Annotated in this window: 26 protein-coding genes and 1 riboswitch; of the genes, 2 read left to right on the plus strand and 24 right to left on the minus strand. The window is 33.0% G+C overall.

Annotation, left to right across the window (positions count from 1 at the left end):
- Positions 1-284: 284 nt before the first annotated feature.
- Genes IKK64_03565 through thiD form a run of 8 tightly spaced genes read right to left on the minus strand, consistent with a single transcriptional unit; the run spans position 285 to position 6,838 of the window.
- On the minus strand, positions 285-977 hold the full coding sequence (locus tag IKK64_03565; GenBank protein ID MBR4119137.1) for a HesA/MoeB/ThiF family protein: 693 nt from the start codon (positions 975-977) through the stop codon (positions 285-287).
- Positions 974-2,092, minus strand: a complete 1,119-nt coding sequence (gene thiH / locus IKK64_03570; protein ID MBR4119138.1) for a 2-iminoacetate synthase ThiH — start codon at positions 2,090-2,092, stop codon at positions 974-976. The genes IKK64_03565 and thiH overlap by 4 nt, the downstream gene beginning before the upstream one ends.
- Positions 2,093-2,107: 15 nt before the next feature.
- Entirely contained in the window at positions 2,108-3,823 is a 1,716-nt protein-coding gene (thiC, locus tag IKK64_03575; GenBank protein MBR4119139.1) for a phosphomethylpyrimidine synthase ThiC, read from the minus strand.
- Entirely contained in the window at positions 3,820-4,608 is a 789-nt protein-coding gene (locus IKK64_03580) for a thiazole synthase (GenBank protein ID MBR4119140.1), read from the minus strand. The genes thiC and IKK64_03580 overlap by 4 nt, the downstream gene beginning before the upstream one ends.
- The gene (locus IKK64_03585) at positions 4,592-5,218 is read right to left on the minus strand and encodes a thiamine phosphate synthase (protein ID MBR4119141.1); all 627 of its coding nucleotides are present in this window, start codon (positions 5,216-5,218) and stop codon (positions 4,592-4,594) included. The genes IKK64_03580 and IKK64_03585 overlap by 17 nt, the downstream gene beginning before the upstream one ends.
- Complete coding sequence (locus IKK64_03590) at positions 5,218-5,808, minus strand: thiamine phosphate synthase (GenBank protein MBR4119142.1); 591 nt, start codon at positions 5,806-5,808, stop codon at positions 5,218-5,220. Before IKK64_03590 ends, IKK64_03585 begins: the two co-directional genes overlap by 1 nt.
- An 8-nt stretch (positions 5,809-5,816) precedes the next feature.
- On the minus strand, positions 5,817-6,017 hold the full coding sequence (gene thiS / locus IKK64_03595) for a sulfur carrier protein ThiS (protein ID MBR4119143.1): 201 nt from the start codon (positions 6,015-6,017) through the stop codon (positions 5,817-5,819).
- On the minus strand, positions 6,017-6,838 hold the full coding sequence (gene thiD, locus IKK64_03600) for a bifunctional hydroxymethylpyrimidine kinase/phosphomethylpyrimidine kinase (protein MBR4119144.1): 822 nt from the start codon (positions 6,836-6,838) through the stop codon (positions 6,017-6,019). Before thiD ends, thiS begins: the two co-directional genes overlap by 1 nt.
- 115 nt (positions 6,839-6,953) lie before the next feature.
- Positions 6,954-7,065: riboswitch (TPP riboswitch) on the minus strand.
- A 143-nt stretch (positions 7,066-7,208) separates the two neighbouring features.
- Here thiD and IKK64_03605 point away from each other — a divergent pair.
- Entirely contained in the window at positions 7,209-7,868 is a 660-nt protein-coding gene (locus tag IKK64_03605) for a leucine-rich repeat domain-containing protein (protein MBR4119145.1), read from the plus strand.
- Between the two features lie 71 nt (positions 7,869-7,939).
- On the opposite strand, the gene IKK64_03610 is transcribed toward IKK64_03605, so the two are convergent.
- The 5 genes from IKK64_03610 to IKK64_03630 form a co-directional block, all read right to left on the minus strand.
- Positions 7,940-8,668 carry a hypothetical protein gene (locus tag IKK64_03610; protein MBR4119146.1) on the minus strand — a complete coding sequence of 243 codons (729 nt, stop codon included), beginning with the start codon at positions 8,666-8,668 and terminating at the stop codon, positions 7,940-7,942.
- A gap of 137 nt (positions 8,669-8,805) precedes the next feature.
- Positions 8,806-10,050 (minus strand): DUF1015 domain-containing protein, encoded by a 1,245-nt coding sequence (locus IKK64_03615; protein MBR4119147.1) that lies wholly within the window; start codon positions 10,048-10,050, stop codon positions 8,806-8,808.
- Between the two features lie 80 nt (positions 10,051-10,130).
- The gene (locus tag IKK64_03620; protein ID MBR4119148.1) at positions 10,131-11,051 is read right to left on the minus strand and encodes a 3-phosphoglycerate dehydrogenase; all 921 of its coding nucleotides are present in this window, start codon (positions 11,049-11,051) and stop codon (positions 10,131-10,133) included.
- 80 nt (positions 11,052-11,131) lie between these two features.
- Positions 11,132-12,199, minus strand: a complete 1,068-nt coding sequence (serC, locus tag IKK64_03625) for a 3-phosphoserine/phosphohydroxythreonine transaminase (protein MBR4119149.1) — start codon at positions 12,197-12,199, stop codon at positions 11,132-11,134.
- 169 nt (positions 12,200-12,368) lie between these two features.
- The gene (locus IKK64_03630) at positions 12,369-13,652 is read right to left on the minus strand and encodes a replication-associated recombination protein A (protein MBR4119150.1); all 1,284 of its coding nucleotides are present in this window, start codon (positions 13,650-13,652) and stop codon (positions 12,369-12,371) included.
- Positions 13,653-13,812: 160 nt separating this feature from the next.
- Here IKK64_03630 and IKK64_03635 point away from each other — a divergent pair, with 160 nt between their 5' ends.
- The gene (locus IKK64_03635; protein MBR4119151.1) at positions 13,813-14,451 is read left to right on the plus strand and encodes a hypothetical protein; all 639 of its coding nucleotides are present in this window, start codon (positions 13,813-13,815) and stop codon (positions 14,449-14,451) included.
- A 61-nt stretch (positions 14,452-14,512) separates the two neighbouring features.
- Here IKK64_03635 and IKK64_03640 read toward each other — a convergent pair whose 3' ends face one another.
- From IKK64_03640 to IKK64_03690, 11 genes are all read right to left on the minus strand, one after another.
- Positions 14,513-14,836, minus strand: a complete 324-nt coding sequence (locus tag IKK64_03640; protein MBR4119152.1) for a hypothetical protein — start codon at positions 14,834-14,836, stop codon at positions 14,513-14,515.
- 13 nt (positions 14,837-14,849) lie between these two features.
- Positions 14,850-15,260 (minus strand): hypothetical protein, encoded by a 411-nt coding sequence (locus IKK64_03645; protein ID MBR4119153.1) that lies wholly within the window; start codon positions 15,258-15,260, stop codon positions 14,850-14,852.
- A gap of 6 nt (positions 15,261-15,266) precedes the next feature.
- Entirely contained in the window at positions 15,267-15,674 is a 408-nt protein-coding gene (locus IKK64_03650) for a TerB family tellurite resistance protein (protein MBR4119154.1), read from the minus strand.
- Between the two features lie 40 nt (positions 15,675-15,714).
- Complete coding sequence (locus tag IKK64_03655) at positions 15,715-16,515, minus strand: hypothetical protein (protein MBR4119155.1); 801 nt, start codon at positions 16,513-16,515, stop codon at positions 15,715-15,717.
- A 685-nt stretch (positions 16,516-17,200) separates the two neighbouring features.
- A complete protein-coding gene (locus IKK64_03660; GenBank protein MBR4119156.1) occupies positions 17,201-18,460 on the minus strand; it encodes an adenylosuccinate synthase in 1,260 nt (419 codons plus the stop codon).
- 12 nt (positions 18,461-18,472) lie between these two features.
- Positions 18,473-19,003, minus strand: a complete 531-nt coding sequence (locus tag IKK64_03665) for a transcriptional repressor (protein ID MBR4119157.1) — start codon at positions 19,001-19,003, stop codon at positions 18,473-18,475.
- A gap of 164 nt (positions 19,004-19,167) precedes the next feature.
- Positions 19,168-19,719 (minus strand): DNA alkylation repair protein, encoded by a 552-nt coding sequence (locus IKK64_03670; GenBank protein ID MBR4119158.1) that lies wholly within the window; start codon positions 19,717-19,719, stop codon positions 19,168-19,170.
- A gap of 11 nt (positions 19,720-19,730) precedes the next feature.
- Entirely contained in the window at positions 19,731-21,776 is a 2,046-nt protein-coding gene (locus IKK64_03675) for a dihydrofolate reductase (GenBank protein MBR4119159.1), read from the minus strand.
- Between the two features lie 26 nt (positions 21,777-21,802).
- The gene (locus IKK64_03680; protein ID MBR4119160.1) at positions 21,803-22,987 is read right to left on the minus strand and encodes a class I SAM-dependent rRNA methyltransferase; all 1,185 of its coding nucleotides are present in this window, start codon (positions 22,985-22,987) and stop codon (positions 21,803-21,805) included.
- Between the two features lie 5 nt (positions 22,988-22,992).
- Positions 22,993-24,315: an RIP metalloprotease RseP gene (rseP, locus tag IKK64_03685; GenBank protein ID MBR4119161.1), complete on the minus strand. Its 1,323-nt coding sequence runs from the start codon at positions 24,313-24,315 to the stop codon at positions 22,993-22,995.
- Positions 24,316-24,320: 5 nt separating this feature from the next.
- The gene (locus IKK64_03690) at positions 24,321-25,478 is read right to left on the minus strand and encodes a 1-deoxy-D-xylulose-5-phosphate reductoisomerase (GenBank protein ID MBR4119162.1); all 1,158 of its coding nucleotides are present in this window, start codon (positions 25,476-25,478) and stop codon (positions 24,321-24,323) included.
- Between the last annotated feature and the right edge of the window lie 124 nt (positions 25,479-25,602).

Consider the following 25,602-nt stretch of genomic DNA (forward strand, 5'->3'; position numbering starts at 1 on the left):
GAAAAGAGTTATTTGAAAAGCATGAGGAATATAGTGTAATAAAACAAGTTAGCAATTTCTTATTCATTGCCCATTCTCATGCAAGTTCTTCTTAATGGTTTGATACTCAAAGAATCTTAATCAAACTTCATCAAATATACGCATAAGTGAGCGAATACACAATGTTTACTTTGATGTATTCACAACGAACGAAAGTATCTTCATGGTTTACTATAAAGATAGTAACAAACGAGCGAGAAATATCAACCTTGCTTGAATATTTTTCAATGCGATTGCAAAAAATCTTAGAGGTTTACCTCAAAGATAGTAAAATCCATTGTGAGAGCATCAATAGTGAGCAGTTTATTTTGTAATACTTCACCTGTGGAGGTAATAATTTTAATTGCTTCCATTGCTTGAATACTCCCCACAATACCTGGTAACGCACCAATAACTCCAATGTCTGTATTGCTATTTATATTATCAGATTGAGGGAAAATATCAGAATAAGAGATACCATCTTTATAGTTAAAAACAGATACCTGTCCTTTAAATTCAGATATTGCTCCATATACGTATGGTATTTTTAACTCCTTTGAAACACTATCCATCAGGTATCGTGTTTCATTATTATCACATCCATCAATAATAATATCGTAACCTTTTGCAATTTCAAAAGCATTCTCTTTTGTAAACAAAGTATTGTATATCTCAATTTTTATGTTAGGATATACGTACTCTAATTGCTCTTTTGCTACGCAAACTTTTTTCTTTCCAATGTGAGAATCATTGTAGAGAATCTGTCGTTGCAGATTGCTTTCTGAAACAATATCTGCATCAACAATCCCTATTTTACCAACTCCTGCAGCCGCCAAATATAGTGATATTGGGGAGCCTAACCCCCCAATACCCACAATCAATACATTAGCATTGTGTAGCTTTTTTTGCCCTTCAATACCTATCTCCTTCAAAGATGTTTGCTTCTCAAATCGTTTCATATCCTATTTATAAACACTCTATCCCAATCTTTCCATACAACTTCATACCCATTTTCTCTTATGCTATTAGCAACATCAACAGGCAAACGTTGGTCGCTAACTTCGAATTGCTCCAAGGCTTTAATATGAGTTTTATATCCACCAGGTTCTGTTTTAGAGCCGGCACTAAATGATGTTGCTCCAAGTGAGAGAATATTATCCCTGAATTTAACCTCTTCGCGAGTTGAAATTGATATATCCAAATCCCTATCAAAAATCCTGTAAGCAAAAATCAGTTGGGCAAGTTGCTTATTACTCATTATAACATTAGGTTGAAAACCTCCTTTTGACGGTCTGATTCTTGGAAAGTTTATACTGAATTTAGTTTGCCAGTATCTTTTTTCAAGATATTGCAGATGCAGAGCCATCATAGTTACATCAACCCTCCAATCTTCTAAACCAATAAGTACCCCCAATCCTATTTTATGAAGTTTTGCTTCTCCCATTCGGTCAAAACCATTTAGACGCCAATCAAAAATAGACTTCATACCTTTTGGATGGTAACACTTATATCTATCCATGTTATATGTCTCCTGAAAGCATACAACACCATTTAACCCACACTCTTTTAAACGAGAATAATCTTCTGATTTAAGAGGCATAACTTCAATAGAAACATTTGAGAAATATCTGTTTGCAATCTTAATCGCTCTCTCTAAATAGTCAACACCTGCAACACGTGGATTTTCGCCTGTAACTAAAAGTATATTTTCAAAAGGTCCTAATTGTTTAATTGCCTTGCACTCCTCTTCAATCTCTTGTTCGTTTAAAACAACTCTCTCAATAGGGTTGTTATGTTGAAAACCACAATAAACACAGTGATTTGTACATGAGTTTGTCAAATAGAGAGGTATATACATCTGTATTGTTTTACCAAAGCGTTCTTGTGTATATCTTCGGCTTAATTGAGCCATTTGTTCAATATACTTTTCAGCGGCAGGAGATACTAATGCCATAAAGTCATCTATATTTAAATTTGACTTAATTAATGCCCTTTCAATATCACTCTCTGTTTTTGAATAAATGCACTTTTCAATATTGCTCCAACTATAATTCTTAATCTCTTCGCCAAACATAATAAAAAACTAAAATCAAAAAACCAACAACCAACAACTAACATCACCCTTATGTATCTCTTTGGTTAATCGCATTGCACAAAAGTTAGGTCCACACATAGTGCAGAAGTCGCTTGTACCTCTGTTGCTCTCTTTATAGTATTCTAATGCTCTCTCTCTGTCCAACGATAAATTAAATTGATCTAACCAACGGAATTCAAATCGTGCCTTACTCAATGCATTATCTCTTACGTCTGCACCAGGATGCCCTTTAGCAATGTCTGCTGCATGAGCAGCAATCTTATATGCAATAATACCATTTCGTACATCTTCCTTATTGGGCAATCCCAAATGTTCTTTGGGAGTTACATAGCAAATCATAGCAGTTCCATACCAGGCAATCATAGCAGCACCAATGGCAGACGTTATGTGATCATATCCTGGTGCTATATCAGTTGTTAGCGGTCCTAATGTATAGAATGGAGCACCTTTGCAACACTCTATCTGTTTATCCATATTCTCTTTAATTTTGTTCATTGGAACATGCCCTGGTCCTTCTATAATTACTTGCACATTCTTATCCCATGCACGTTGAGTCAGTTCTCCTAAGACTTCTAGTTCCGAAAATTGTGCTTTGTCATTTGCATCATAAATTGAGCCAGGACGCATACCATCACCAAGCGAAAGAGCAACATCATATTGCCTTACAATATCGCATATATCATCAAAGTGAGTATATAAAAAACTCTCACAATTATGAATAGCACACCACTGCATCATTATTGAACCACCTCGCGATACAACACCGGTCAATCTCTCTTTCGATAACTCTATGTGAGATTTTGTAACTCCTGCATGAATAGTAAAATAATCCACGCCCTGTTCGCATTGTTCAATTAATGTGTCGCGATATATCTCCCAAGTCAAATCTTTAACATTGCCATTTACCTTTTCAAGAGCCTGATAAATAGGAACTGTACCAATAGGAGTGGGGGAGTTGCGAATTATCCATTCGCGAGTTTCGTGTATGTTCTTCCCTGTTGATAAATCCATAAGAGTATCACCTCCCCATTTGCAACTCCATATTGCTTTCTCTACCTCTTCCTCAATACTTGATGACAAAGCCGAGTTGCCAATGTTTGTGTTTATCTTAACTAAAAATGCACTACCAATTATCATTGGCTCACTCTCAGGATGATTTATATTTGCAGGAATAATTGCACGTCCAGCAGCAATCTCATCTCTAACAAATTCTGGGGTTATATGACTTTTAATACCTAACTCCTCGTTTTGCATATTTTCTCTAATAGCAACATACTCCATCTCCTCAGTTATTATCCCTTTTCGTGCATAGTACATTTGTGATATCTCTTTGCCTTCAACTGCTTTTAAAGGTAAATATCTTTTCTTAAAGCGTATGCTTTCTGTTGAACTATCCTTATCTCGTTTTCTTCCATATTCCGATGAGAGTTGATTTAATTCAACAATATCTCCTCTGCGTTTAATCCACCTCTCTCTTAATCGGGGAATACCCTCATTGATATTAACACTTATATTCTCATCAGTATGAACTCCTCCAGTATCATAAACAATAACAGGTGCATTCTTTTCGTAAATCTTTTCTCCCTTACTATTGATAGTAACAGTATCGGTAAGATTTATTTTTCTCATACCAACACTAATATCATAAAGTTTACCTTTGATATATATCTTTTCGGTTGTTGCACAACCATTCTCTTTTGATTCTATCATATCTCTTCTAAAAATGATGTTAATGGACTACTTGCAATAGATAATTTTGATTTTGCACCCAAACCTGAACGATATGCAATTCTGCCACTTTCAACAGCAAGTTTAAAGGCGTATGCCATCTCTATGGGATTACCAGCAATAGCAATGGCAGTATTAACTAACACTGCATCTGCTCCCATCTCCATTGCCTCTGCTGCATGAGAAGGAGCTCCTATACCAGCATCAATAATAACAGGAACTCTGCTTTGCTCAATAATTATCTCAATCAAATCTCGTGTTATTATCCCTTTATTTGTTCCAATAGGGGCAGCCAAAGGCATCACAGCCGATGTTCCAACATCTTCTAAACGCTTACATAATACGGGGTCTGCTTGTATATATGGCAAAATTTTAAATCCTCGTTTAGCCAACTCTTCTGTTGCTTTAAGAGTCTCTATGGGGTCGGGCAACAGGTGACGCGGATCAGGATGAATCTCCAATTTAAGAAAATCGGTTTCAAATGCTTCTCTTGCTAATTCTGCTGCAAATATAGCCTCTTCAGCATCTCTTGCTCCCGATGTGTTTGGTAATAGTTGCACTTTGTTTTCAATAATATGGTGAAGCATTTCATCCTCTTCATTATCCATATCAATACGTTTCATTGCAACAGTAACCATCTCAGTACCTGAACTAATTATTGATTGCCTCATAATCTCATTTGAAGCAAATTTTCCTGTTCCCAAAAAAAGGCGAGAGTTAAACTCTATTCCGCCAATTATTAATTTGTCGTTATTCTCTGTTTTCATATAATGTATTAATTATTTCCTTAGTTTTTAATGTAGGGTTATCATCTTTTAAAATATATCCCGATATGGCTACTCCGTTCACACCCGATTTTATAAGGGCCGGAATATCATCAATCTCTATCCCTCCAATTGCTACAATTGGAGTATTAATGGAGTTTTCTCTACATTTATTAATAATATCTTTATAGCCATTAATTCCCAAAATGGGTGATAATTTTTCTTTAGTCTTTGTAAAACGATACGGGCCAAGTCCTATATAATCTACATTTGCATCTACAAGTCTTTTAATATCTTCAAAACAATTGGCTGTTCCACCAATAATATACTCTTCGCCCATAAGGTTACGAGCCTCAATAGGATTCATATCATTCTTCCCCAAATGAACACCATCAGCTTTAACATCTACTGCTATATCAGGATAGTCATCAATTATCAATATAGCATCATATTTTTCACACTCCTTCTTCAACTCTTTTGCAACAGAAATAATCTCCTCTTTTGATGATTTCTTCATTCTCAGTTGAATCCATTTACAACCACCTTCAAGAGCAAGTTTTGCTCCTTCTAAATGATTATACCTATCTGTCTTATTAGTAATAAATTGCAACATTACATATATGATTTTATAAGTTTAACCTTATCTATTACTTCGTTTATATTTTTTGAATTCCAGATATATCCCATAAATACTACACCGCCAAATCCTAACTCTTTTAACTCAGGTATTTTCTCAGGAGTAACTCCACCAAGAGCAAATATTTTATTATCTATAATTCCTTCTTCATTTGCTCTTTTAAGTTCATTATAACTAAAATTTGCTCTATAACCTGTTTTAGAAATACTATCATAAACAGGACTTAAAAACATATAGTCAAACTTCTCTTTTTTATCCTTAATCTCCTTTAATGAATGGCATGAGTAACTCACTCTACCATTAAATGATTTTGGAATGTTATGATTTCTGCTATTAACGTGAATTGCCTTTATGTTTTTATATATTTCAAGTAACTGAAAATTACCATTTAGAGTTAACCTATTATGATATTCTTTATCAATACAATCAAGTAATAATCTAATATTATTCGTATCTTCAAAAGGTTTGCGTATATGAATATTATCTATACCATAGTCAAGCATTACTTTAATATACATATATTCATCTGCAAAGATCTTTTCTGATGTAATAACAATTGCTCTCATAATAATAGTTACCCTCCACAAACAGCCTTAATAACTATCACTTTATCATTATCTTTTAAAATATAATTTTGCCATTCGTTGCGGCGGATAACTTTATTGTTTACCGCAATAGCTATACCTGTTGTCACAATGCTCATATTCTCAATAAGCATAGTTATTGTTGAGTTATCTTTTAATTCAATCTCTTTTTTGTTTAATACTATTTTAATCATTTTATTATCAATTTTTTAGGTGAATAAAAATGGTTTACAGGTCCACATCCTTGACCAGTTGTAATATTTGTTCCATGCTTTATAGCATTTGAAATATATCTTTTTGCTCTTAATATTGCCTCATGCAGATTATATCCAAGTGCTAAATATGATGTAATAGCAGACGATAAAGTACAACCTGTTCCGTGTAAGTTTGTAGTATTTATAGCAACACTCTTGTAGTAGTATTCAAACCCTTTATTCGTTAAAAGATAGTCAGTCGAATATTTACCTTTAATATTATGCCCTCCTTTTATCAAAACTGCTTTGGCTCCATATCCTATAAACTTTTTAGCGGCTAAATGCACATTTTTCCAATTGGACGGTTTTATTCCTGTGAGTTTGTAACATTCATCAAAGTTTGGAGTAATTAGGCTACATATTGGAATTAAATAGTTAATAATTGCCTCAATACAATTCTCTTTATTTAATTCGCAATTGCTTGTTGATATTAAAACGGGATCTAATACTATATTTTTAGGAGAAAACTTTTTTAATTCAGATGCAACTGCTTTTACAATATCAGCAGAATATAACATTCCAATTTTAACTGTATCACATCCAATATCTTCAATAACCGAGTTAATTTGACTTGATACAATTTCAGGTGGAATAGGGTATATCTCATTTACTTTAATAGTGTTTTGAGCAGTAACAGCAGTTATTGCACTCATACCATATACGCCGATTGCCGACATAGTTTTTAAATCGGCTTGAATTCCAGCACCACCACCGCTATCACTACCAGCAATGGTTAAACATTTTACATATTGCCTCATACAAAATCATTTTTAATGTTTGTATGACAATTAAGTGAGGTTGATGGTTATATAGTCGATTGACCTTTAAGAAAAAAATAGGCAATAACTATAATAGTATAGTATATTGCCAACGGAATAGAGTATCAAAAATCCCTACGTCGGCATTATCCGTACAGGTTCATCGGGTATAATCTCAGCAAAAATTTATTTGATGCAAATAAACTTAAGCACCCCACAATTGTCAAATTATCGAAGACAAAATTAATACAAAAAAATTAATATAGCCAATAGTTTAAATAATTATCTATTTTTTAACCTCATTTATTATAATATTTATAAAACGAGTTAAATATTTTTGTAATTTAGCAACATTAAATATAATTCACCTATGAAAAAGAGATTAACTAAAATTTCAAAGTACTTATTTGCTTTAATTTTGTGTGGTTCAGCATATAACGCTCAAGCTCAGGAGACAGATTATGATTTCTCAGATGATAAATCAGGAACAACAATTTACTATAATGTAACAGTAGATGAATTTCCTCTTGAGGTAGCAGTTGCATTTGGAAGTTACGATTATAACAGTTACTCAGGGGTAGTTAATATTCCTGAAAAAGTTGTTAAAGATGGTTGGTCGTATGCAATTACATCGGTATGGGAGAACGCTTTTGCTCACTCAAAGGATTTGGTGGAGGTTACATTTCCTGAAAATATTATAGAAATAGGAGATGGAGCATTTATGAGTTGTTCAAATTTAAAAAAGGTTGAACCTTTAAACAATGTTGAATCAATTGGTATGATAGCATTTTATAATTGCACATCACTTGAATCAATAGTTTTTGGAGATAAATTATCATCAATAGGAGATAATGCTTTTAATAATTGTAAATCTCTAACTTCTATAACTATTAAAGCAACAACACCTCCCGTGATTATGGGTAATTTGGGTAAAACAAAAGCAACAATTTATGTTCCAGCAGAAGCAGTTTCAGCATATCAAAATGCAGAAGGTTGGAATAAAATGAATATAGCAGCAATTACAGAGTAATGAAAATCTTAAATATAAATAGAGCGAGTTAGATTAATTCTATACTCGCTCTATTTATGTAAATGCTATAACTATTTCTTTATTGCATTATACTGTAAAGTGTATAAGTAGCAGTTTTTATTTTTATCTCCATCAGGCGATTTAAAACTCTCGGTATCAAATTCAGGTCTGTTTAAACTTTTAAATCTAAAAATTAATGTGTAATTTGAGTCAAACTTTGGAAGTATATAAGATTGCCACATTTTTTTTGTTGTAGTTACAGTTGAATTATTACCAGTATAGTAGATATAGTCAAGAGTTATAGTATTTGTTGCTTCATTAATACTTTCGGTAACAAACTGAATAGAACTATCTTCGGCATGTTGAAAAGATGATTGAAATGTTATCATCGTAGTATCACCAATTGTTGTAAGATATGGTTTTGATATGTTATTTATAGAATCACTCCCTATAAAAGGTTTATTTGCAATATTCTCAATTTGTTTTGCAACCCACTTCTCTTGAATAGCAATATCGGCAGTATATATACCATTCTCATAAGCACCTTCAGGTTGATTATCCCAATCAAGAGTAAATGTAAACAAACATCTATCTATAATATCTTTTTGAGGAATTTCTAAACCTGCACCTGTTAAACTTATATGAATATTGTCAGTTTTAATTATTGGTTCTCCTTTGTTGTCTATAATTGTACCAACATCATACGATTGTAAAACATTTCCCTTATCTCCTATACATGAAGGAAATGATATAATGCTTAGCGATAATAATAGAGATGAGAAGAGTCTATTTAATTTCATAAGTTTTCTGTATTTAATTTCTCCCCAAAATTACAATAATATTTTTAACAGAAGAAATTATTTTGTTTTGATATAAAAATGAGAGTGAACAAATTTAATTTTGAATCACTCTCATCTATTTGATATAATGTAATTAATTATACTAACTTATGAATTACAAGACCTGAACGTAGTTTAGGTTCAAACCATGTAGTTTTAGGAGGCATAATATTGCCCGTGTCTGCAATATCCATAAGTTGTTTCATTGAAACAGGATAAAGAGCAAGAGCAACTTTCATCTCTCCGTTATCAACGCGGCGTTTAAGTTCTCCCAAACCTCTGATACCTCCTACAAAGTCGATACGTTTATCAGAACGTAAGTCTGTAATACCAAGAATATCTCTCAATATTAGATCTGAAGATATTGTAACGTCAAGTACGCCAATAGGATCTTCATCGTTGTAAGTACCCTCTTTTGCAGTTAGTGAATACCATTTGCCACTCAAATAAAGCGAGAAGTTATGAAGAGCAGAAGGAGAGTAAATATCATCACCTTTCTCTTCAACTATAAAGTTTTCATTTAACTTAGCTAAGAACTCTTCATCGCTTAAACCATTCAAATCTTTAACTACACGATTGTAGTCAATAATTTTAAGTTGTGATGCAGGGAAACAAACTGCTAAGAAATAGTTGTATTCCTCATCTCCCTTGTGATTTGGATTTTGTTTTGCTTTTTCTGCACCTACAAGAGCGGCAGCCGCAGTTCTGTGGTGTCCGTCAGCAATGTAAAGATAGGGGATAGAAGCAAATATCTCTGTAATACGAGCAATATCTTTCTCATCATCTATCAACCAAAAGTGGTGACCAAAACCATCAGGAGCAACAAAGTCATACTCTGCTTTACCACTAACAGTTTTGCTAACAATAGCATCAAGTTCTGCCTCATCGGGATAAGCAAAGAAAACAGGCTCTACGTTTGCATTATTAATACGAACGTGTTTCATACGATCCTCTTCTTTATCTCTACGAGTCAACTCATGTTTTTTAATAACTCCACTTAAGTAGTCTTCAACATTAGCACAAACAACCAAACCATATTGAGTTCTTCCGTCCATAGTTTGAGCATATACATAATAGCACTCCTTATCATCTTGAACCAACCATCCATTGTTTTGCCATTTGTTGAAGTTCTCAACGGCCTTATCATAAACTTCTGGTGCGTGTTCATCAGTACCTGGAGCAAAATCAATCTCAGGTTTTATAATGTGGTATAGAGATTTCTCATTTCCTTCTGCCTCTTTGCGAGCCTCTTCTGAATTTAGAACATCATATGGGCGAGAAGCAACTTCTTCTACCATTGATTGAGGAGGTCTGATACCTTTAAATGGTTTTATTTTTGCCATAATATTATATATTTAATATAAACTCCAAAGAGGTAACCCCATAAAGGAGTTGCCTCTTTGGATATAAAGATAATTAATTATTATTTATTAACGCGAAATCTGTCAATACCATCTTTCAAGTATCCTACCGATTGTTTTGCAGCAGCAATACCGGCGTTAATATTTGCCTCTGCTGTTTGTGCTCCCATTTTTTTAGGAGTGAAGAAACAACGATTTTCAAATTTAGTTTTAAACTCATCAGCAATAACAGGAGCAATATCCGAAACGTAACGGAAATCTGCTCTATCTTCCATTAGTTTAACTAACTCCTCTTCGTTGATAACCTCTTTACGGGCAGTGTTGATAAGAACTGCACCTTTGGGCATTTGGTTTAGAAGAGCATAGTTAATTGATTTTTTAGTTTCGTTTGTAGCAGGAATATGTAATGAAATAAATTGACACTCTGAATAAAGAGCATTTACATCTTTAACAGGAGTAACACCTGCTTCAATCATAACTTCATCTGGGCAGTATGGGTCAAAAGCCATAACTTCCATTCCAAAACCTTTTGCAATGCGAGCAACATTGCGACCAACTTGTCCGAATGCGTGAATTCCTAATTTCTTTCCAAGTAACTCTGTTCCTGAAGTTCCATTAAACATATTGCGAACCATCATTACTGTCATACCAAAAACAAGTTCAGCAACTGCATTAGAGTTTTGACCGGGAGTATTCATCACGCATACACCTTTTGCTGTTGCAGCCTCAAGGTCTATATTGTCATATCCGGCACCTGCTCTAACAACTATTTTAAGATTTTCAGCAGCATCAATAACCTCTGCATCAATAATATCACTACGTACAATGATACCATCTACATCTTTAACTGCATTTAAAAGGTTTGCTTTATCTCCGTATTTCTCTAACAAAACAAGTTCAAGACCGGCAGCCTCAATCTCTTTCTTTATACCTTCAACTGCAACAGCAGCAAAAGGCTTATCAGTAGCAACTAATATTTTCATAATTTATTTTATTAATTAAAGAAACCCACTTGAAGGATTTTTATACTTCAAAGTGAGTTTCAATTAAATTTGTATATCTATTAATATTTTTTCTCAAATTCTTTCATTGTGTCAATCAAGGCAGCAACACTCTCTTTTGGCATTGCATTGTAGATTGATGCTCTAAATCCACCAACTGAGCGGTGTCCTTTAATACCAATCATACCTTTTGATTTCGCAAACTCAACAAATTCGCCTTCAAGTTCTTGATACTCCTCGTTCATGACAAAACAAACATTCATTATTGAACGGTCTTCAACAGCAGCAGTACCTTTGAATAGACGGTTTCTGTCAATCTCATCATATAGCATAGTTGCTTTCTCAACATTAATTTTTTCAAGAGCAGCAACACCACCTAATGATTTGTAGTATTTAAGAGTTTGCAATGCAGAGAAGATTGGCAAACAAGGAGGAGTGTTGAACATTGAACCTTTCTTAATGTGAGTACGATAGTCTAACATAGTAGGAATAGGTCTGTCAACTTTACCAAGAGCATCTTCTTTAACAATTGCCAAAGTTACACCAGCAGGAGCCAAGTTCTTTTGAGCACCTGCATAGATAATATCATATTTTGATACATCAATAGGACGAGAGAAGATATCAGATGACATATCTGCAACCAAACGAGCTTTTACATCAGGATCTTTTCTAATCTCTGTACCAAATATTGTGTTGTTAGATGTAAAGTGGAAATAATCTACATCTTCAGGTATTTCATAGTTTTTAGGAATATAGTTAAAGTTAGCATCTTTTGATGAAGCAACAACTTCAACCTCTCCAAATAATTTAGCCTCTTTAATAGCATTTACAGCCCATGTTCCAGTCTCTAAGTAAGCAGCTTTAGTTTTAAGAATGTTGTATGGAACCATACAGAATTGCATACTTGCACCACCACCAACTAATACAACTTCGTAACCAGCGGGAACGTCAAGAAGTTCTTTAATTAATGCTTGAGTTTCGTCCATAACTGCAACGAACTCTTTTGAGCGGTGAGATACCTCCAAAATTGAAAGACCTGTACCAGCAAAATCCATAACAGCATCAGCTGTGTTTTTAATTGTGTAGGGACTCAAAATTGAGGGACCTGCATAAAAGTTGTGCTTTTTCATTTTTGTTAATTTTATATGTTTATAAATTTTTCTAAATATTAATTGACCTTTTGTTTTTTAGGCACGACAAAATTAATACATAATTTCGGTATTGCAAATAAAATGCAAACAAAATGCAATTTAAAACTTGTTAATCTTTATCTTTTTGCTACAAAATATTCTTAATTTCTTACTTCTTTGTAAATTTATCTCCCCATAATTGCTCCATTCTTTCTCTCATTCTCTCTTCCGAAGCATTATATTGAGGTTTCCAAAAAGAAAAATCTTTAATATTATCAGGTAAAAATTGTTGTTTAACAAAATTACCAGGGTAGTCGTGAGCATATTTATAACCACTACCATAGCCTGACTCTTTCATCAATTTTGTAGGTGCGTTACGAAGATGTAGAGGAACTGGTAAATCGCCACTCTCTTCAATCTTCATAAGAGCATCATTAATTGCCATATATGCTGAGTTGCTTTTGGGGCTTGTAGCCAAATATATAGTAGCCTCAGCTAAAATAATTCTACCTTCAGGCCAGCCAATCTTTTCGAGAGTATCAAAACAAGCATTGGCTATCAAAAGAGCATTTGGATTTGCCAATCCTATATCTTCTGCCGCAGATATAACTAAACGGCGAGCAATAAATTTAGGATCTTCTCCACCTGCAACCATTCTTCCTAACCAATAGATTGCAGCATCAGGGTCACTACCTCTAATTGATTTAATAAAGGCAGAAATTATATCGTAGTGCATTTCGCCACCTTTATCGTATGCTGCTGGGTTTTGTTGTAAGCGTTCAGTTACAATACTATTGTTTATAACAACACACTCGTTTATAGGTGTACTTTGAACAATAAGATCAATTATATTCAAAAGTTTACGAGCATCACCACCTGAATATCTGAAAAGAGCCTCAGTCTCTTCAACCTTAAAAGTAAGTTTCTTTAAATAAACATCTTCGGTAATTGCTTTGTTTAGCAAATCATTAAGGTCGCTCTCCTCTAAAGGCTTTAAAGTATAAACCTGGCAACGAGAGAGTAGGGGGCGAATAACTTCAAACGAAGGGTTCTCTGTTGTTGCACCAATAAGAGTTACCGTACCATTCTCAACTGCACCTAAAAGAGAGTCTTGTTGCGATTTGCTAAATCGGTGTATCTCATCAATAAACAAAATGGGGCGTGCAATTGACTGAAAAACTCCTGCACTCTTGCATTTGTCAATAACATCCCTAACATCTTTAACTCCCGAATGAATAGCACTTAAAGTATAGAAAGGGACCTCTAATATTGAGGAAATTATTTTAGCTAACGATGTTTTACCCACACCGGGAGGACCCCATAATATAAAAGAAGAGATTCTTCCACTCTCAATCATATTACGAAGAATTGCACCTTTTGCAACGAGGTGTTTTTGTCCTATATACCCATCAAAATTAACTGGGCGTAATCTTTCTGCTAAAGGTTGGTGCATATATATAATATATGTAGTTCTACCTTTGCGAAGATAATAAATAAATTAATGAGTAAGAAAAAGATTTAAATAAACTTATAAACAAAATTTTTTCAAATATTTTTTTAAACCTTTGTAATTATATTTGGTCATAAAGACAGAAACTTTAATAAAAACGACTATGAAACTTACAAAATTTAAATCAGTATCACTATCGTTAGCAATAATGATGAGTATTTCTTCAGTGTCATTTGCACAAAGTAGTAAAAAAATATCTTCAAAAGATATAGCGGCGAAGAAAACAGAGATGATGAAAGAGAGTTTAGATTTGACTAAAAAGCAAACAAAACAAGTATATGATATAAATCTAAACTATTTTAATTTTAAAAAAGGTTGTATTGCTCATCGTCCAACACTACCAAAAGAGGGAAAGCATTTTAAAGGAGTAGTCTGTCAACCTAATCCAGAGAGACCTTGTGCTGTTGAATGTGAACGACCTAAACCTAATTGCAAAAGTGTTTGTCCTAATGGGAAACCTCAAATGAAAGGCAATTGTCCAAAATCTCAACCTTGCCCACAAATGAAACCGGAATGTGGCAAACCAAAATGCGATTCATCATTTATGAGAGGCAACCCAAATCATATGAAAGGCTGCTATCATAATAACAAATATATGAAGCCCGATTCTGCTACATGCAACTATTACAGAGCAATGAAAAACGTTTTAACAGCATCGCAATATGAAAAATGGGTAAGAATGGAACGAGGTTGTGCTAAACCCCATAATGGATGTCCTCAAAAACCATGTTCTAAAAGATAAACCTTAATCTAATATATGAAAAACAAAAAAAATGCTATTGGTGTCAATAGCATTTTTTTTGTTACATATCATCTGTATATTTTATTATTCGTCGATTATTAAGTTCTTTCAAATCGTTATTATTAAAATCAAATAGATATGGTGTCCCATAAACTTTTAATTGATGTAACACTGATTCTGTTTTATTATTAGGTTTTTCCCAATTATCTTTATGACCTTTTGTTAATCTACAAATTTCATCAAAACATTCTTGACTAAAGAATATATTCTCATTTTTTACAAATATATCTTTTAGATAGCCTGAATCCGATCGAATAATTTGTCTTATTGTTTCATTAGGGTGACGTTTTGAAAATTGTAAAACTTCATCAATAGACTTAATCATATATATAGTATTTCTATTTATAATATTCAATATAGATATTTCTGTCAAACATGTCTAATCTACATTTTTCTATTTCATCGCCTTTAATATATAAAGTAATTCCATAATCTGACATATCAAAATTATCCCAACCAAAAGGAGTTTGAGCTAAAACAGAGTATCCTCTAAGAACTATAATATTCGAATTTTGAAGAACTACTCTCATGGGCTTTGGGCTCATTTGGTATTTATTTTGCCATAATGGATGATTCCCATCAATATTAATTATAGAAATAATATAACCATCTCCATTAATAAGTTTATATCCTTTACACCCATTGATGTTTTTTTCTATTTTTATGCATCGGTTACATTCTTGCAAACTATTTATGGGTATATTATTCTCAAACCTTTGGTGAGATGTAGAGTTAAAACTAATTTCCATTTCAGATTATGATTCTTTTTCTAAATACTTAATAATGTCTACTATCATAGCATCAATAATTTCATGTTTAAATCCAAGATTTAAAGCTGTTAATTTACAAAGTGCTAATTCTTTTTTGTCTATATTTCCATCAACCATCATAATGCTAACCATATCTCTAAGATATTGAATTTTTGTTTCATAATCAGTGGGTTTAACATATTCTACAGAGTTGGGATCTTTTATAATATCATTAATGGTTTCTATTGCTAAACCCTCTCTCTCGCATATACAAACTAATGTGGCAAATTCTTCTTCATCTACTTTCCCATCACTTATAGCAACTGCTATTAAATTTTTTAGATGACTAATCTTTTCCTCATTTTGCATTTTTACATAACTTTTTTTTTTACTAAAGAAATCAAATATTCCCATAAAATTAAGTATTAAGTTGTTTATTAATAAATTTTTATATTTAGAAATTTTTAAGTGTCTCTTCACACTCTTTATATACACTTTTGAAGTGTATTTCACATTCTTTTATAAAAGATTCTTTAGAGTAATCTTCAATTTTCGAAACTCTTTCTAAAAAATCATTAATCACACTCTCTTGAGGTATATAATAATTCAAATCTGTAGGAATGAGATAAGATTTATTTTCGATATCGTAAAATTTTGAAAGAGCATAGTACATTATATAATCTTTGAAGTTTATAGCATCATTACGGAATTTTTCAAATCCAGAATCATTAAAAGGATCTCCAGCAAGATATACATTAATCCCTCTTTTTTTATTAAATATATTACAATAGCTTGATATTAATTTGCTTTTCATTAAATTATAATTTACTAATAAGATTGCAAATAATACTGGAGCTACAAAACTATTATTATTATCTATTAGATTCCTTGCCAAGCAATAATATGCATTTTCAGCAGCGACAGAATTAAAATCAGGATCTCCAAAATCATATCTTAAGGCTATTGTTGTGAATGCCATACCTACTACTTGACATTCTTTAGAAGAAAGTTCTAAAAGCACTTTCCCTCCTTGTCTCTGAGGACTTACTTCCATATATAAATCTTTACATAATCTACCTGCAAATGATTTATTTCCCACATTATAAGCAAAATTTAAGCTTGTCGCAATTTCAACAATTTTATCTGTGTCATACTCTTTATATTGCGGTTTATATTCCTCAAAAATCACTTTATTTTCAGATATATTTTTTGCTTGTTTGTTTTTATTTCTAAATAAGAAATCAAATATTCCCATAATATTATTTTTTTTGATTTGTTGATTTTTTTAACAAATGTATATAAATACAATACACAAGTTTGCTAATTATCGTATCCTATAAATCCACTATATGTGGAAATATATTCACAACTATTTATAGGTTATCGGTATAGTATGAGAAGAAATTATGATTTAAAATTTGTGAGATTTTAAAGAGTAGGGCAGAGTCAATACTTTCTCTTTTGAAGATTTTATACACATTGGTTCGTTCGCAGCAAAGCATATTTGCAAACCATGTTACGGAGCGACCTTGTCTGTAGAACTCTTTTTCAATAATTTTTCCTATGTGTACCATAATAAAAAAGGCGGAACCATTCGATACTTAAATTCTACTTGAGGTACCGCCAAGCACCCTGCACACAAATAAGTACGAACAGTCCACGCCTAACATAGGCTATGAACTATTAACACTTATTCTCGTATGCTTTCAAATTGGCGGTTTTCAAGTAGAGAGAATAAGAGCAATTGCTCTAACAAAATTTATAAATTTAAAGGTGTATTATCCCTTTAATCTATCTATAGTTCTATTTATCTTTAGTTAAATTTTCACTACAAAAATAATATAAATTCTCAATATAATGTTTTTATATATTCTAATTATTAAAACGAAAAAAGAGTTCGGTTTTATCCGAACTCTTCCTAACTATAATATTTGCAATTATTATCTTACAATAGTTTGAGCTCTGTCAGGTCCAACAGATACAATCTTAATAGGAACTTCTAACTCCTCTTCCAAGAATTTGATATATGCTTTGAACTCTGCTGGGAATTCATCTTCTGATTGCATTTTAGTCATATCGCAATTCCAACCTGGAAGTTCTTTATAAATTGGTTCAATATCATCGCTGATAGAGAAAGGGAACTCTGTTACTGTTTCTCCATTTATTTTGTATGCTACACACGCTTTAATTGTTTTGAATGAGTCAAGAACGTCGCTCTTCATCATAATTAAATCTGTAACACCATCAATCATAATAGCATATTTGAGTGCAACAAGGTCAATCCATCCGCAACGGCGTTTACGACCAGTTACTGCACCAAACTCATTTCCGTTTTTACAGATTGTTTCTCCAACTTCATCAAATAACTCTGTTGGGAAAGGTCCACTACCTACGCGAGTACAATATGCTTTGAAAATACCATACACTTTACCAATTTTAGTAGGGGCAATACCCATACCTGTACATGCACCGGCACATACTGTATTTGATGATGTTACAAAAGGATATGAACCAAAATCAACATCCAATAGTGTACCTTGAGCGCCCTCAGCCAATACACTCTTGCCCTCTTTAAGCAGGTTGTTTATTACGTGTTCGCTATCAATTAGTTTAAACTCTTTGATATACTCTAATGCCTCAAAAAACTCTTTCTCTAAAGCCTCAATGTTATATTCAAAGTTTAATGATTTAAGAATTTGATCGTGTTTTGCTTTTGCTTTAGCATATTTATCATCAAAGTTCTCCAATATATCTCCAACTCTTAAACCGTTACGGCTTACTTTATCAGTATATGTAGGGCCAATGCCTTTACCTGTTGTACCAATTTTAGCATCACCTTTTGCTGCTTCGTATGCAGCATCTAACATACGGTGAGTAGGCAAAATCAAATGAGCCTTTTTAGATATGTATAAACGAGATTTTAAATCGTGTCCGCTCTCTGCCAACGCAACTGCTTCTTGTTTAAATAGAATTGGGTCTAAGACAACTCCGTTACCAATAATATTTATTTTACCTCCTTGAAATATTCCTGATGGAATTGAACGAAGAACATATTTTTCTCCATTAAAAACAAGGGTATGTCCTGCATTTGGACCTCCTTGGAAACGAGTAATAACATTGTATTCAGGAGTTAGAACGTCAACTACTTTTCCTTTACCTTCATCGCCCCATTGAAGACCTAATAACACATCTACTTTCATGGTTGTGCTCATTTATTTCTTTTTATTATTTAATATTTTCTTTTTATTTTCTAAACTCTTCTCCTTAGCAATAAGTTTGGCTTTTAATTTTGCTTTTCTCTCGGCATTAACGCACGAACTACACAAACCATATATTGCTATCGAACTATAAGATGTAGAGAATTTTCCATATTTTTTACTATTAACCAAATTAATAGTGTCGGCATCTTTAACATCTTTTATTTTTCCGCACTTTGTACATATCAATCTTATGTAGATTTGAGATAGGGGAGAGCGTTCAAAATATTTTTTACCCTCAATCTCATGCTCTCTTAATATTTGAGCATCTACAAGAGTTGATAATGTATTATATACAGTAGCCCTGCTTATTCTTATACCTTTAGAAAGTACTTCGTTTAAAACATATTCAGCATCAAACTTTTTTGAAGTCTCGCTTACTGCATCAAGAACGAAAAAACGTTCAGGTGTTTTTCTAAGTTTGTTCTCTTCAAGGTATTGATTAAATCTGATTCTTAAACTCTCTTTGTTTTTATCTTCAGACATAGTTAATAAATTATCATTTAATCAATTTTTGAACAGAACATACACCTTACAAATTTACAAACTTTTTCTATATATTCTGCAATATTCTAAATAAAAAACTCCCATACTCATTATTTTTTGAGTATGGGAGTACTTAGTATATTCAAATATAATGTCCTAATTAACTAATTCTCAAGTCTAAGAATAATATCATTTGCAATAGTAGCCACAGCAATATTATCTGAATTGATATATCTGTTTGCAGCCTCTTTTACCATTGCAATTATATTTGAATTAATTTCTGTCTTATTAATAACAAGTCTAATAAATAATCTCATTGCAAAATACTTCTTATTGTCATCTTCAGAGTTAATATTATCTATTACCAACTTATCGGCATAAGAAAATTTTGAGAATAAGAACATTGTAGAAATATCAGCAACTTCTGTGAAACGGATATCATTAATCCACAATTTTGCAACTTCAATATTCATCTCTTCATAAGGATATATCATTGTTGCTAATAACTTAGATTCTCTGATATCTTCTTTCCATAATATTTCTGCCACCTCTTTGTTGAATGAGTATTTCTCAGCAATGGTGCGTAGTTGTGGTAAGGAGAGACCAAAAATAATTTTATAGTCCATCCCTTTATTTCTCATACTTGTAGAAATAACACCATTCATTCCAAGACGGAACTCATTTTTTATACTTTTTATTATCTCGTTACTAATCATAAATTTTTTTGTTAGTCGTTATATGAATCTAAAGATGAATAATCTTTTGAATAACGTAACATTTGCTCAGCATATCCCTCGTTGTATGTTACTGTAACATCAATAACATTACCATTTTCATCTTCAACTAAAGAATATTTTGGGTTAACAAATCCCTTATAAGGAGCCAAGTTCAAACTTTTGTAACGAGCTAACACCTCTTTATGAAGATCAATGTCAACTTTTACAGCATATTTCTCAACAATTGCTTTTCCTGCTTCGTAATCTCCTTCCGATTTTATGCGTTGGATTTCTGCAAGAAGTTTTCCAAATAGTCCACGCAGTTTATCATAATCATTGATTTTGATATAACTTTTACCATCAATTTTCTCAATTGATATTACATTCTCTTCTGCACCATTCTCTAAACACCATTTAGCAATTAGTTGACGGTTACGCATGTGTGACTCTTCAATATCGTTTCCTAACTCAATACGAGTTAATTGAGTCATTAAACCATTCATTATATAAGAGTAGTAGTTTGCTTTGTAAGCATCTTTATCAGGTAATAAACCTAACTCCATAATTTTAGGATCAGCCATATAGTACATAGCGAATAGGTCGGCACGAGTCTCCTCTAAAGTTGATGCGTATGCTTTAAGTGCATCTGAATCTACACCAGGAAGAAGTTTACCTGAACCATGACCAAGACACTCGTGTAAGTCAGTATGTAAATTATCAGAAACAAATCCATATTTATTCATTAACTCGCGAGTTGCTTCATCAATAACAAACTCCTCTTTGAAACCGTTTCCTAATGCTGCTTGATCGTATGCGTATGTAATATTCTCAATAGTTACCGATTTTGAACCGTAGTCGCGGCGTATCCAGTCTGCGTTAGGAAGGTTAATACCAATAGGTGTGCTTGGATAACAATCTCCACCTAACATCGCAACTGTAATTACTTTTGCTGTAACACCTTTTACAGTCTCTTTCTTAAATCGTGGATCGATAGGAGAGTTGTCTTCAAACCATTGAGCGTTTGCACTGATTGTCTCTGTACGAGCAGATGCCTCAATATTTTTAAAGTTAATTGAAGCCTCCCAACTTGCTTTCATTCCAAGAGGATCGCCATAAACCTCAGTAAATCCGCAAATAAAATCAACATTGCCTGTTAACTCTTGAACCCAAGCAACTGCATACTCATCAAATTTCTTAAGATCTCCAGTTTTATTAAACTCAATTAATAAATCAATAACTTTGCGTTGCTCATCATTTTCAGCAACACCTTTTGCCAATTCTAACCAATAAACAATACGTTCAAGAGCCTTAGAGTATCTTCCTCCAATTTTATAAACCTCTTCGTAAATTTTACCATCACGTTTAACCAAACGGCTATTTAATCCATACGATATTGGTTGATTATCGTTAGGTTTACGCATTTTAGCATAAAAATCTTCTGCCTCTTTTTGAGTAACTCCATCATAATAGTTTCCGGCAGATGTTTGAACCAAATCATATCCTGCTGCCAAGTTAATACGTTTAGGCATTACCTCTTTATCAAAAATTACAGGAGTAAGTTCAGCAATAAGATTTTCAACTGTTTCACCCTCTCTTATAGGAAGTAGGGCAGGATCAATTGATTTTACTTGGTTTGCAAAAAACTCTTGAGAGAAGCCGGGTACAAATTTATCAGTCGCATAGTGGTGGTGAATACCATTTGAGAACCAAACACGTTTTAGATAAACAACAAATTCTTTGTAATCAGCATCCTCTTTATCTCCATTATAGTTATTGTAGATTGCCTCTAATGTTCTGCGGATAGCAAGGTTATACTTTCCATTTTGGTCAAAAAGAATATCGCGTCCCTCTTGAGCAGCCTCAGTTAAATAATAAACATAAAGCTTTTGATTTAAAGACAATTCTTCAAATCCGGGGACTTGGTAACGAAGAATTTGTAAGTCTGCAAATTTATCCACGTTGTAATCAAATTTTGGCTCTGTGTCAGTTTTTGAGCAACTTATAAAACTCATACCAAACAATAGAGCAGTTGTTGTACTTAAAATTAATTTTCTCATTTCCTATTTATTTTATTTATTAATTATTATTCTACATACAAAACCAATCCTTTTAAATATTCGCCTTCAGGATGATATATATTAATAGGGTGATCTGCTGGTTGAGTAAGTTGATGTAATATTCTTACTTTTCTTCCCGAGATTGCAGCAGCACTAAAAACAGCCAATCTGAATTGTTCTTTTGATACTGCTTGAGAGCATGAGAATGTAAAAAGAATACCACCATGTTGAATCTTTTCAAATGCTTTCGCATTTAATCTTTTGTAACCTTGAAGTGCATTATGAAGAGCGCTTCTATGTTTTGCAAAAGCAGGAGGATCAAGAATAATCAAATCATAATTATCTCCCATTTCGTCAAGATATTTAAAAGCATCTTTTACGTATGCCTCATGTCTCTCATCGTTGGGGAAATTCATCTCAACATTTTTCTTTGTTAAATCAATTGCTTTTGCCGAACTATCAACTGAATGAACTAACTCAGCACCACCACGCATTGCATAGAATGAGAATCCTCCTGTGTAACAGAACATATTCAATACTTTTCTGTTCTTTGAATACTTCTCAAGCAACGCTCTGTTATCGCGCTGGTCAACAAAGAACCCGGTTTTTTGACCTTTAAGCCAATCTACATAAAATTTAAGACCATTCTCAATGGCAATATTACCTTTATAAGAGCCTCTAATATAATCGTTCTGAGGATCAAGTTGAGCTTTATAGGGTAGGGTAGTATCTGATTTATAATAGACCTCTGTTACAACGCCATTCATAATTTCTAATAAAGCATCAGCAATTATCTCTCTTGCAAAATGCATACCGGGAGAGTGTGCTTGTACTACCGCGGTAGAGTCATAAACATCAATAATAAGTCCGGGTAAAAAATCACCTTCTCCATGCACTAACCTAAAACAGTTGCTATTCTCTGTTCCTGCAATTCCGTAAGCAAGACGTAAATCATACGCACTTGCCAGCCTCTCTTTATAGAAATTATAATCTATCTCGGTCTCTTCAAAAGATAAGACTCTTACGGCAATACTCCCTATTTGATAGTGTCCTATTGCTGCAAAATCTCCATTATTAAAGAATACATCAACAATATCTCCCTCTTCAGGATCTCCAATAATTTTTGCTATTGCTCCCGAAAATATCCAAGGATGTTTTCTTAATAAAGAGTCCTCTTTTTTAGGTTTAAGTATTATTTGTGGTTTACTCATATACTTTAATTAAATAATCGTATTATATCATTTGCGTTAGCATATACAAGCAATAATAATAGCAATATCATTCCTACGGTTTGAGCATATTCCATAAATTTCAAACTGGGTTTACGGCGAGTAATAACCTCATATAGTAAGAATAATACATGGCCACCATCTAAAGCAGGAATTGGTAATATATTCATAAATGCCAATATTACAGAAAGGAATGCAGTCATATTCCAGAATGCTTCCCAATCCCATACCGATGGGAATATACTACCAATAGTACCAAAGCCTCCAAGACTTGCTGCTCCCTCTTTTGTAAATACATATTTAAAGTCACTCACATAACCTGATAATGTTTCAAATCCTTGCTTAATACCAACAGGAATTGACTCTAAGAATGAATATTCTTCAACTTTGGGAGTATATACCTCTGTAATAGGTTTAAGTTGTATTCCCAATTTTTTATCATCACTTAACTTAACTTTAGCAAATTGAGTAGATTTGCCAACTTGGTAGCAAACATTTACACTATCACCAGGATTACAACTGTCAAGGACTTTGAATAGTTGAGAAATATCTTCTGTTAGTTTGTAGTTTACAGATAATATTTTAGAATCTTTTTTTATCCCAGCAATATCTGCACCACTACCTTTTACAACATCGGCAACAACAGGTCTAACTCTATATGTAGCAAAGCCCTCTTCTGCTGCAACTAACTTCAACATAAAGTCTTCTGGGATATTTATAGATACAGTATCTTTATGGCGAAGAACTTTAACCTTTTCCGCTTCAACTATCATTCTAAGAGTCTTAGAATCAAGAGCCTTAAAATCCTCTCCGTCTGCACTTAAAAGTATGTCGCCATTCATAAATCCTGCGTCTAATGCAGTTTGGCTAAAAGTATAACCAGAAGTAACATTTTGAACAGGAATATAACTTTTGCCCCAAGTAAAAGCAATCATTATATATATTAACAACGCAAGAATGAAGTTAAATAAAACTCCACCAACCATTATTAATAATCGTTGCCATGCAGGTTTTGAGCGAAATTCCCAAGGTTGTTCAGGTTGGTTCATTTGCTCTTTATCCATTGATTCATCAATCATTCCGGCAATTTTAACATAGCCACCAAGAGGAAGCCATCCTATACCATATTCAGTATCGCTATTCTTTGGTTTGTATTTAAAGAGCGAAAACCAAGGGTTAAAAAAGAGATAAAATTTTTCAACTCTAACTTTAAATAGTCTGGCAAATAGAAAGTGTCCAAATTCGTGAATAATAACTAAAAGCGATAAACTCATTATAAGTTGTACTGCTTTTATTAAAAATGTTTCCATAAGTATTATAATTTATCTATTAATTCGTTAGTGTATATTCTGGTTAATTTATCACACTCCACATAATCTTCATAAACAGGAGATTTAATAAAACTGCATTTCTCCATTGCCGAGTATGCAAGACGTGGAATATCAATAAATTTTATTTTATCTTCTAAGAATGCAGCAACAGCAACCTCGTTAGCAGCATTTAATATACATGGCATATTGCCTCCTGCATCTATTGTTTCGTATGCGTATTTTAGCATAGGAAAACGCTCTGTATCTGGAGTCTCAAAAGTCATCGATGCATAATCGTTAAGAGTTAGTTTTTTGCCTCCAAAATCTAACCTTTTAGGGAATGTAAAAGCGTAGGCAATAGGGAGTTTCATATCAGGGACACCCAATTGTGCTTTAACTGCACCATCATCAAATTGCACCATAGAGTGGATTATGGATTGAGGATGAACAACAACCTCTACTTGTTGAGGTGTAACTCCAAATAACCATTTGGCCTCAATCATTTCAAATCCCTTATTCATCATTGATGCGGAGTCAATGGTGATTTTTGCACCCATGACCCAATTAGGATGTTTAAGAGCATCTCTCTTTGTTACTAAAGCCAATTGTTCGGGAGTATGTCTTAGGAAAGGACCACCTGAAGCAGTTAAAATAATCTTATCAATATTATTAAACTCTTCGCCGGTTAAACATTGGAAAATTGCAGAATGTTCTGAATCAACTGGAATAATTTCAACTCTGTTCTCTATTGCAAGTTTGGTAATTAATTCACCTGCAACAACAAGAGTCTCTTTATTAGCCAGAGCTATTTTCTTTCCTGCTTTTATTGCTTTAATGGTGGGTAATAATCCTGAATATCCCATCATCGCAGTTAAAACAATATCAATAGGAGATGCCTCTACGGCTTCTGCAATAGCATCACTTCCTGCAAAAACTTTAATTGGCAAATCGCTTAAAGCATTACAAACACTGTCATATAACCCCTCATTTGCAATAACAACAGAATCGGGCATAAATTTTCGAGCCTGTTCAATCAATAACTCAGCACTATTATTAGCCGTTAATGTATGAACTTCAAACATATCAGGAAAAGCCTCTATAACTTCAAGAGCCTGTCTCCCTATTGATCCTGTTGAGCCTAATATTGCTATTTGTTTCTTCATCGTTTTTTCAAAAAAAAATATTTGAATTGTGCATAAAATACACAATTTACAAAAATACAAAAAAATGATGAAAGTATAATGTTTTTACTACACAAATAGTATCAAATATTCACTTAAAATCTAT

Source organism: Bacteroidales bacterium (genome assembly GCA_017521245.1).
In the GTDB taxonomy this organism is placed as follows: Bacteria; Bacteroidota; Bacteroidia; order Bacteroidales; family G3-4614; genus Caccoplasma_A.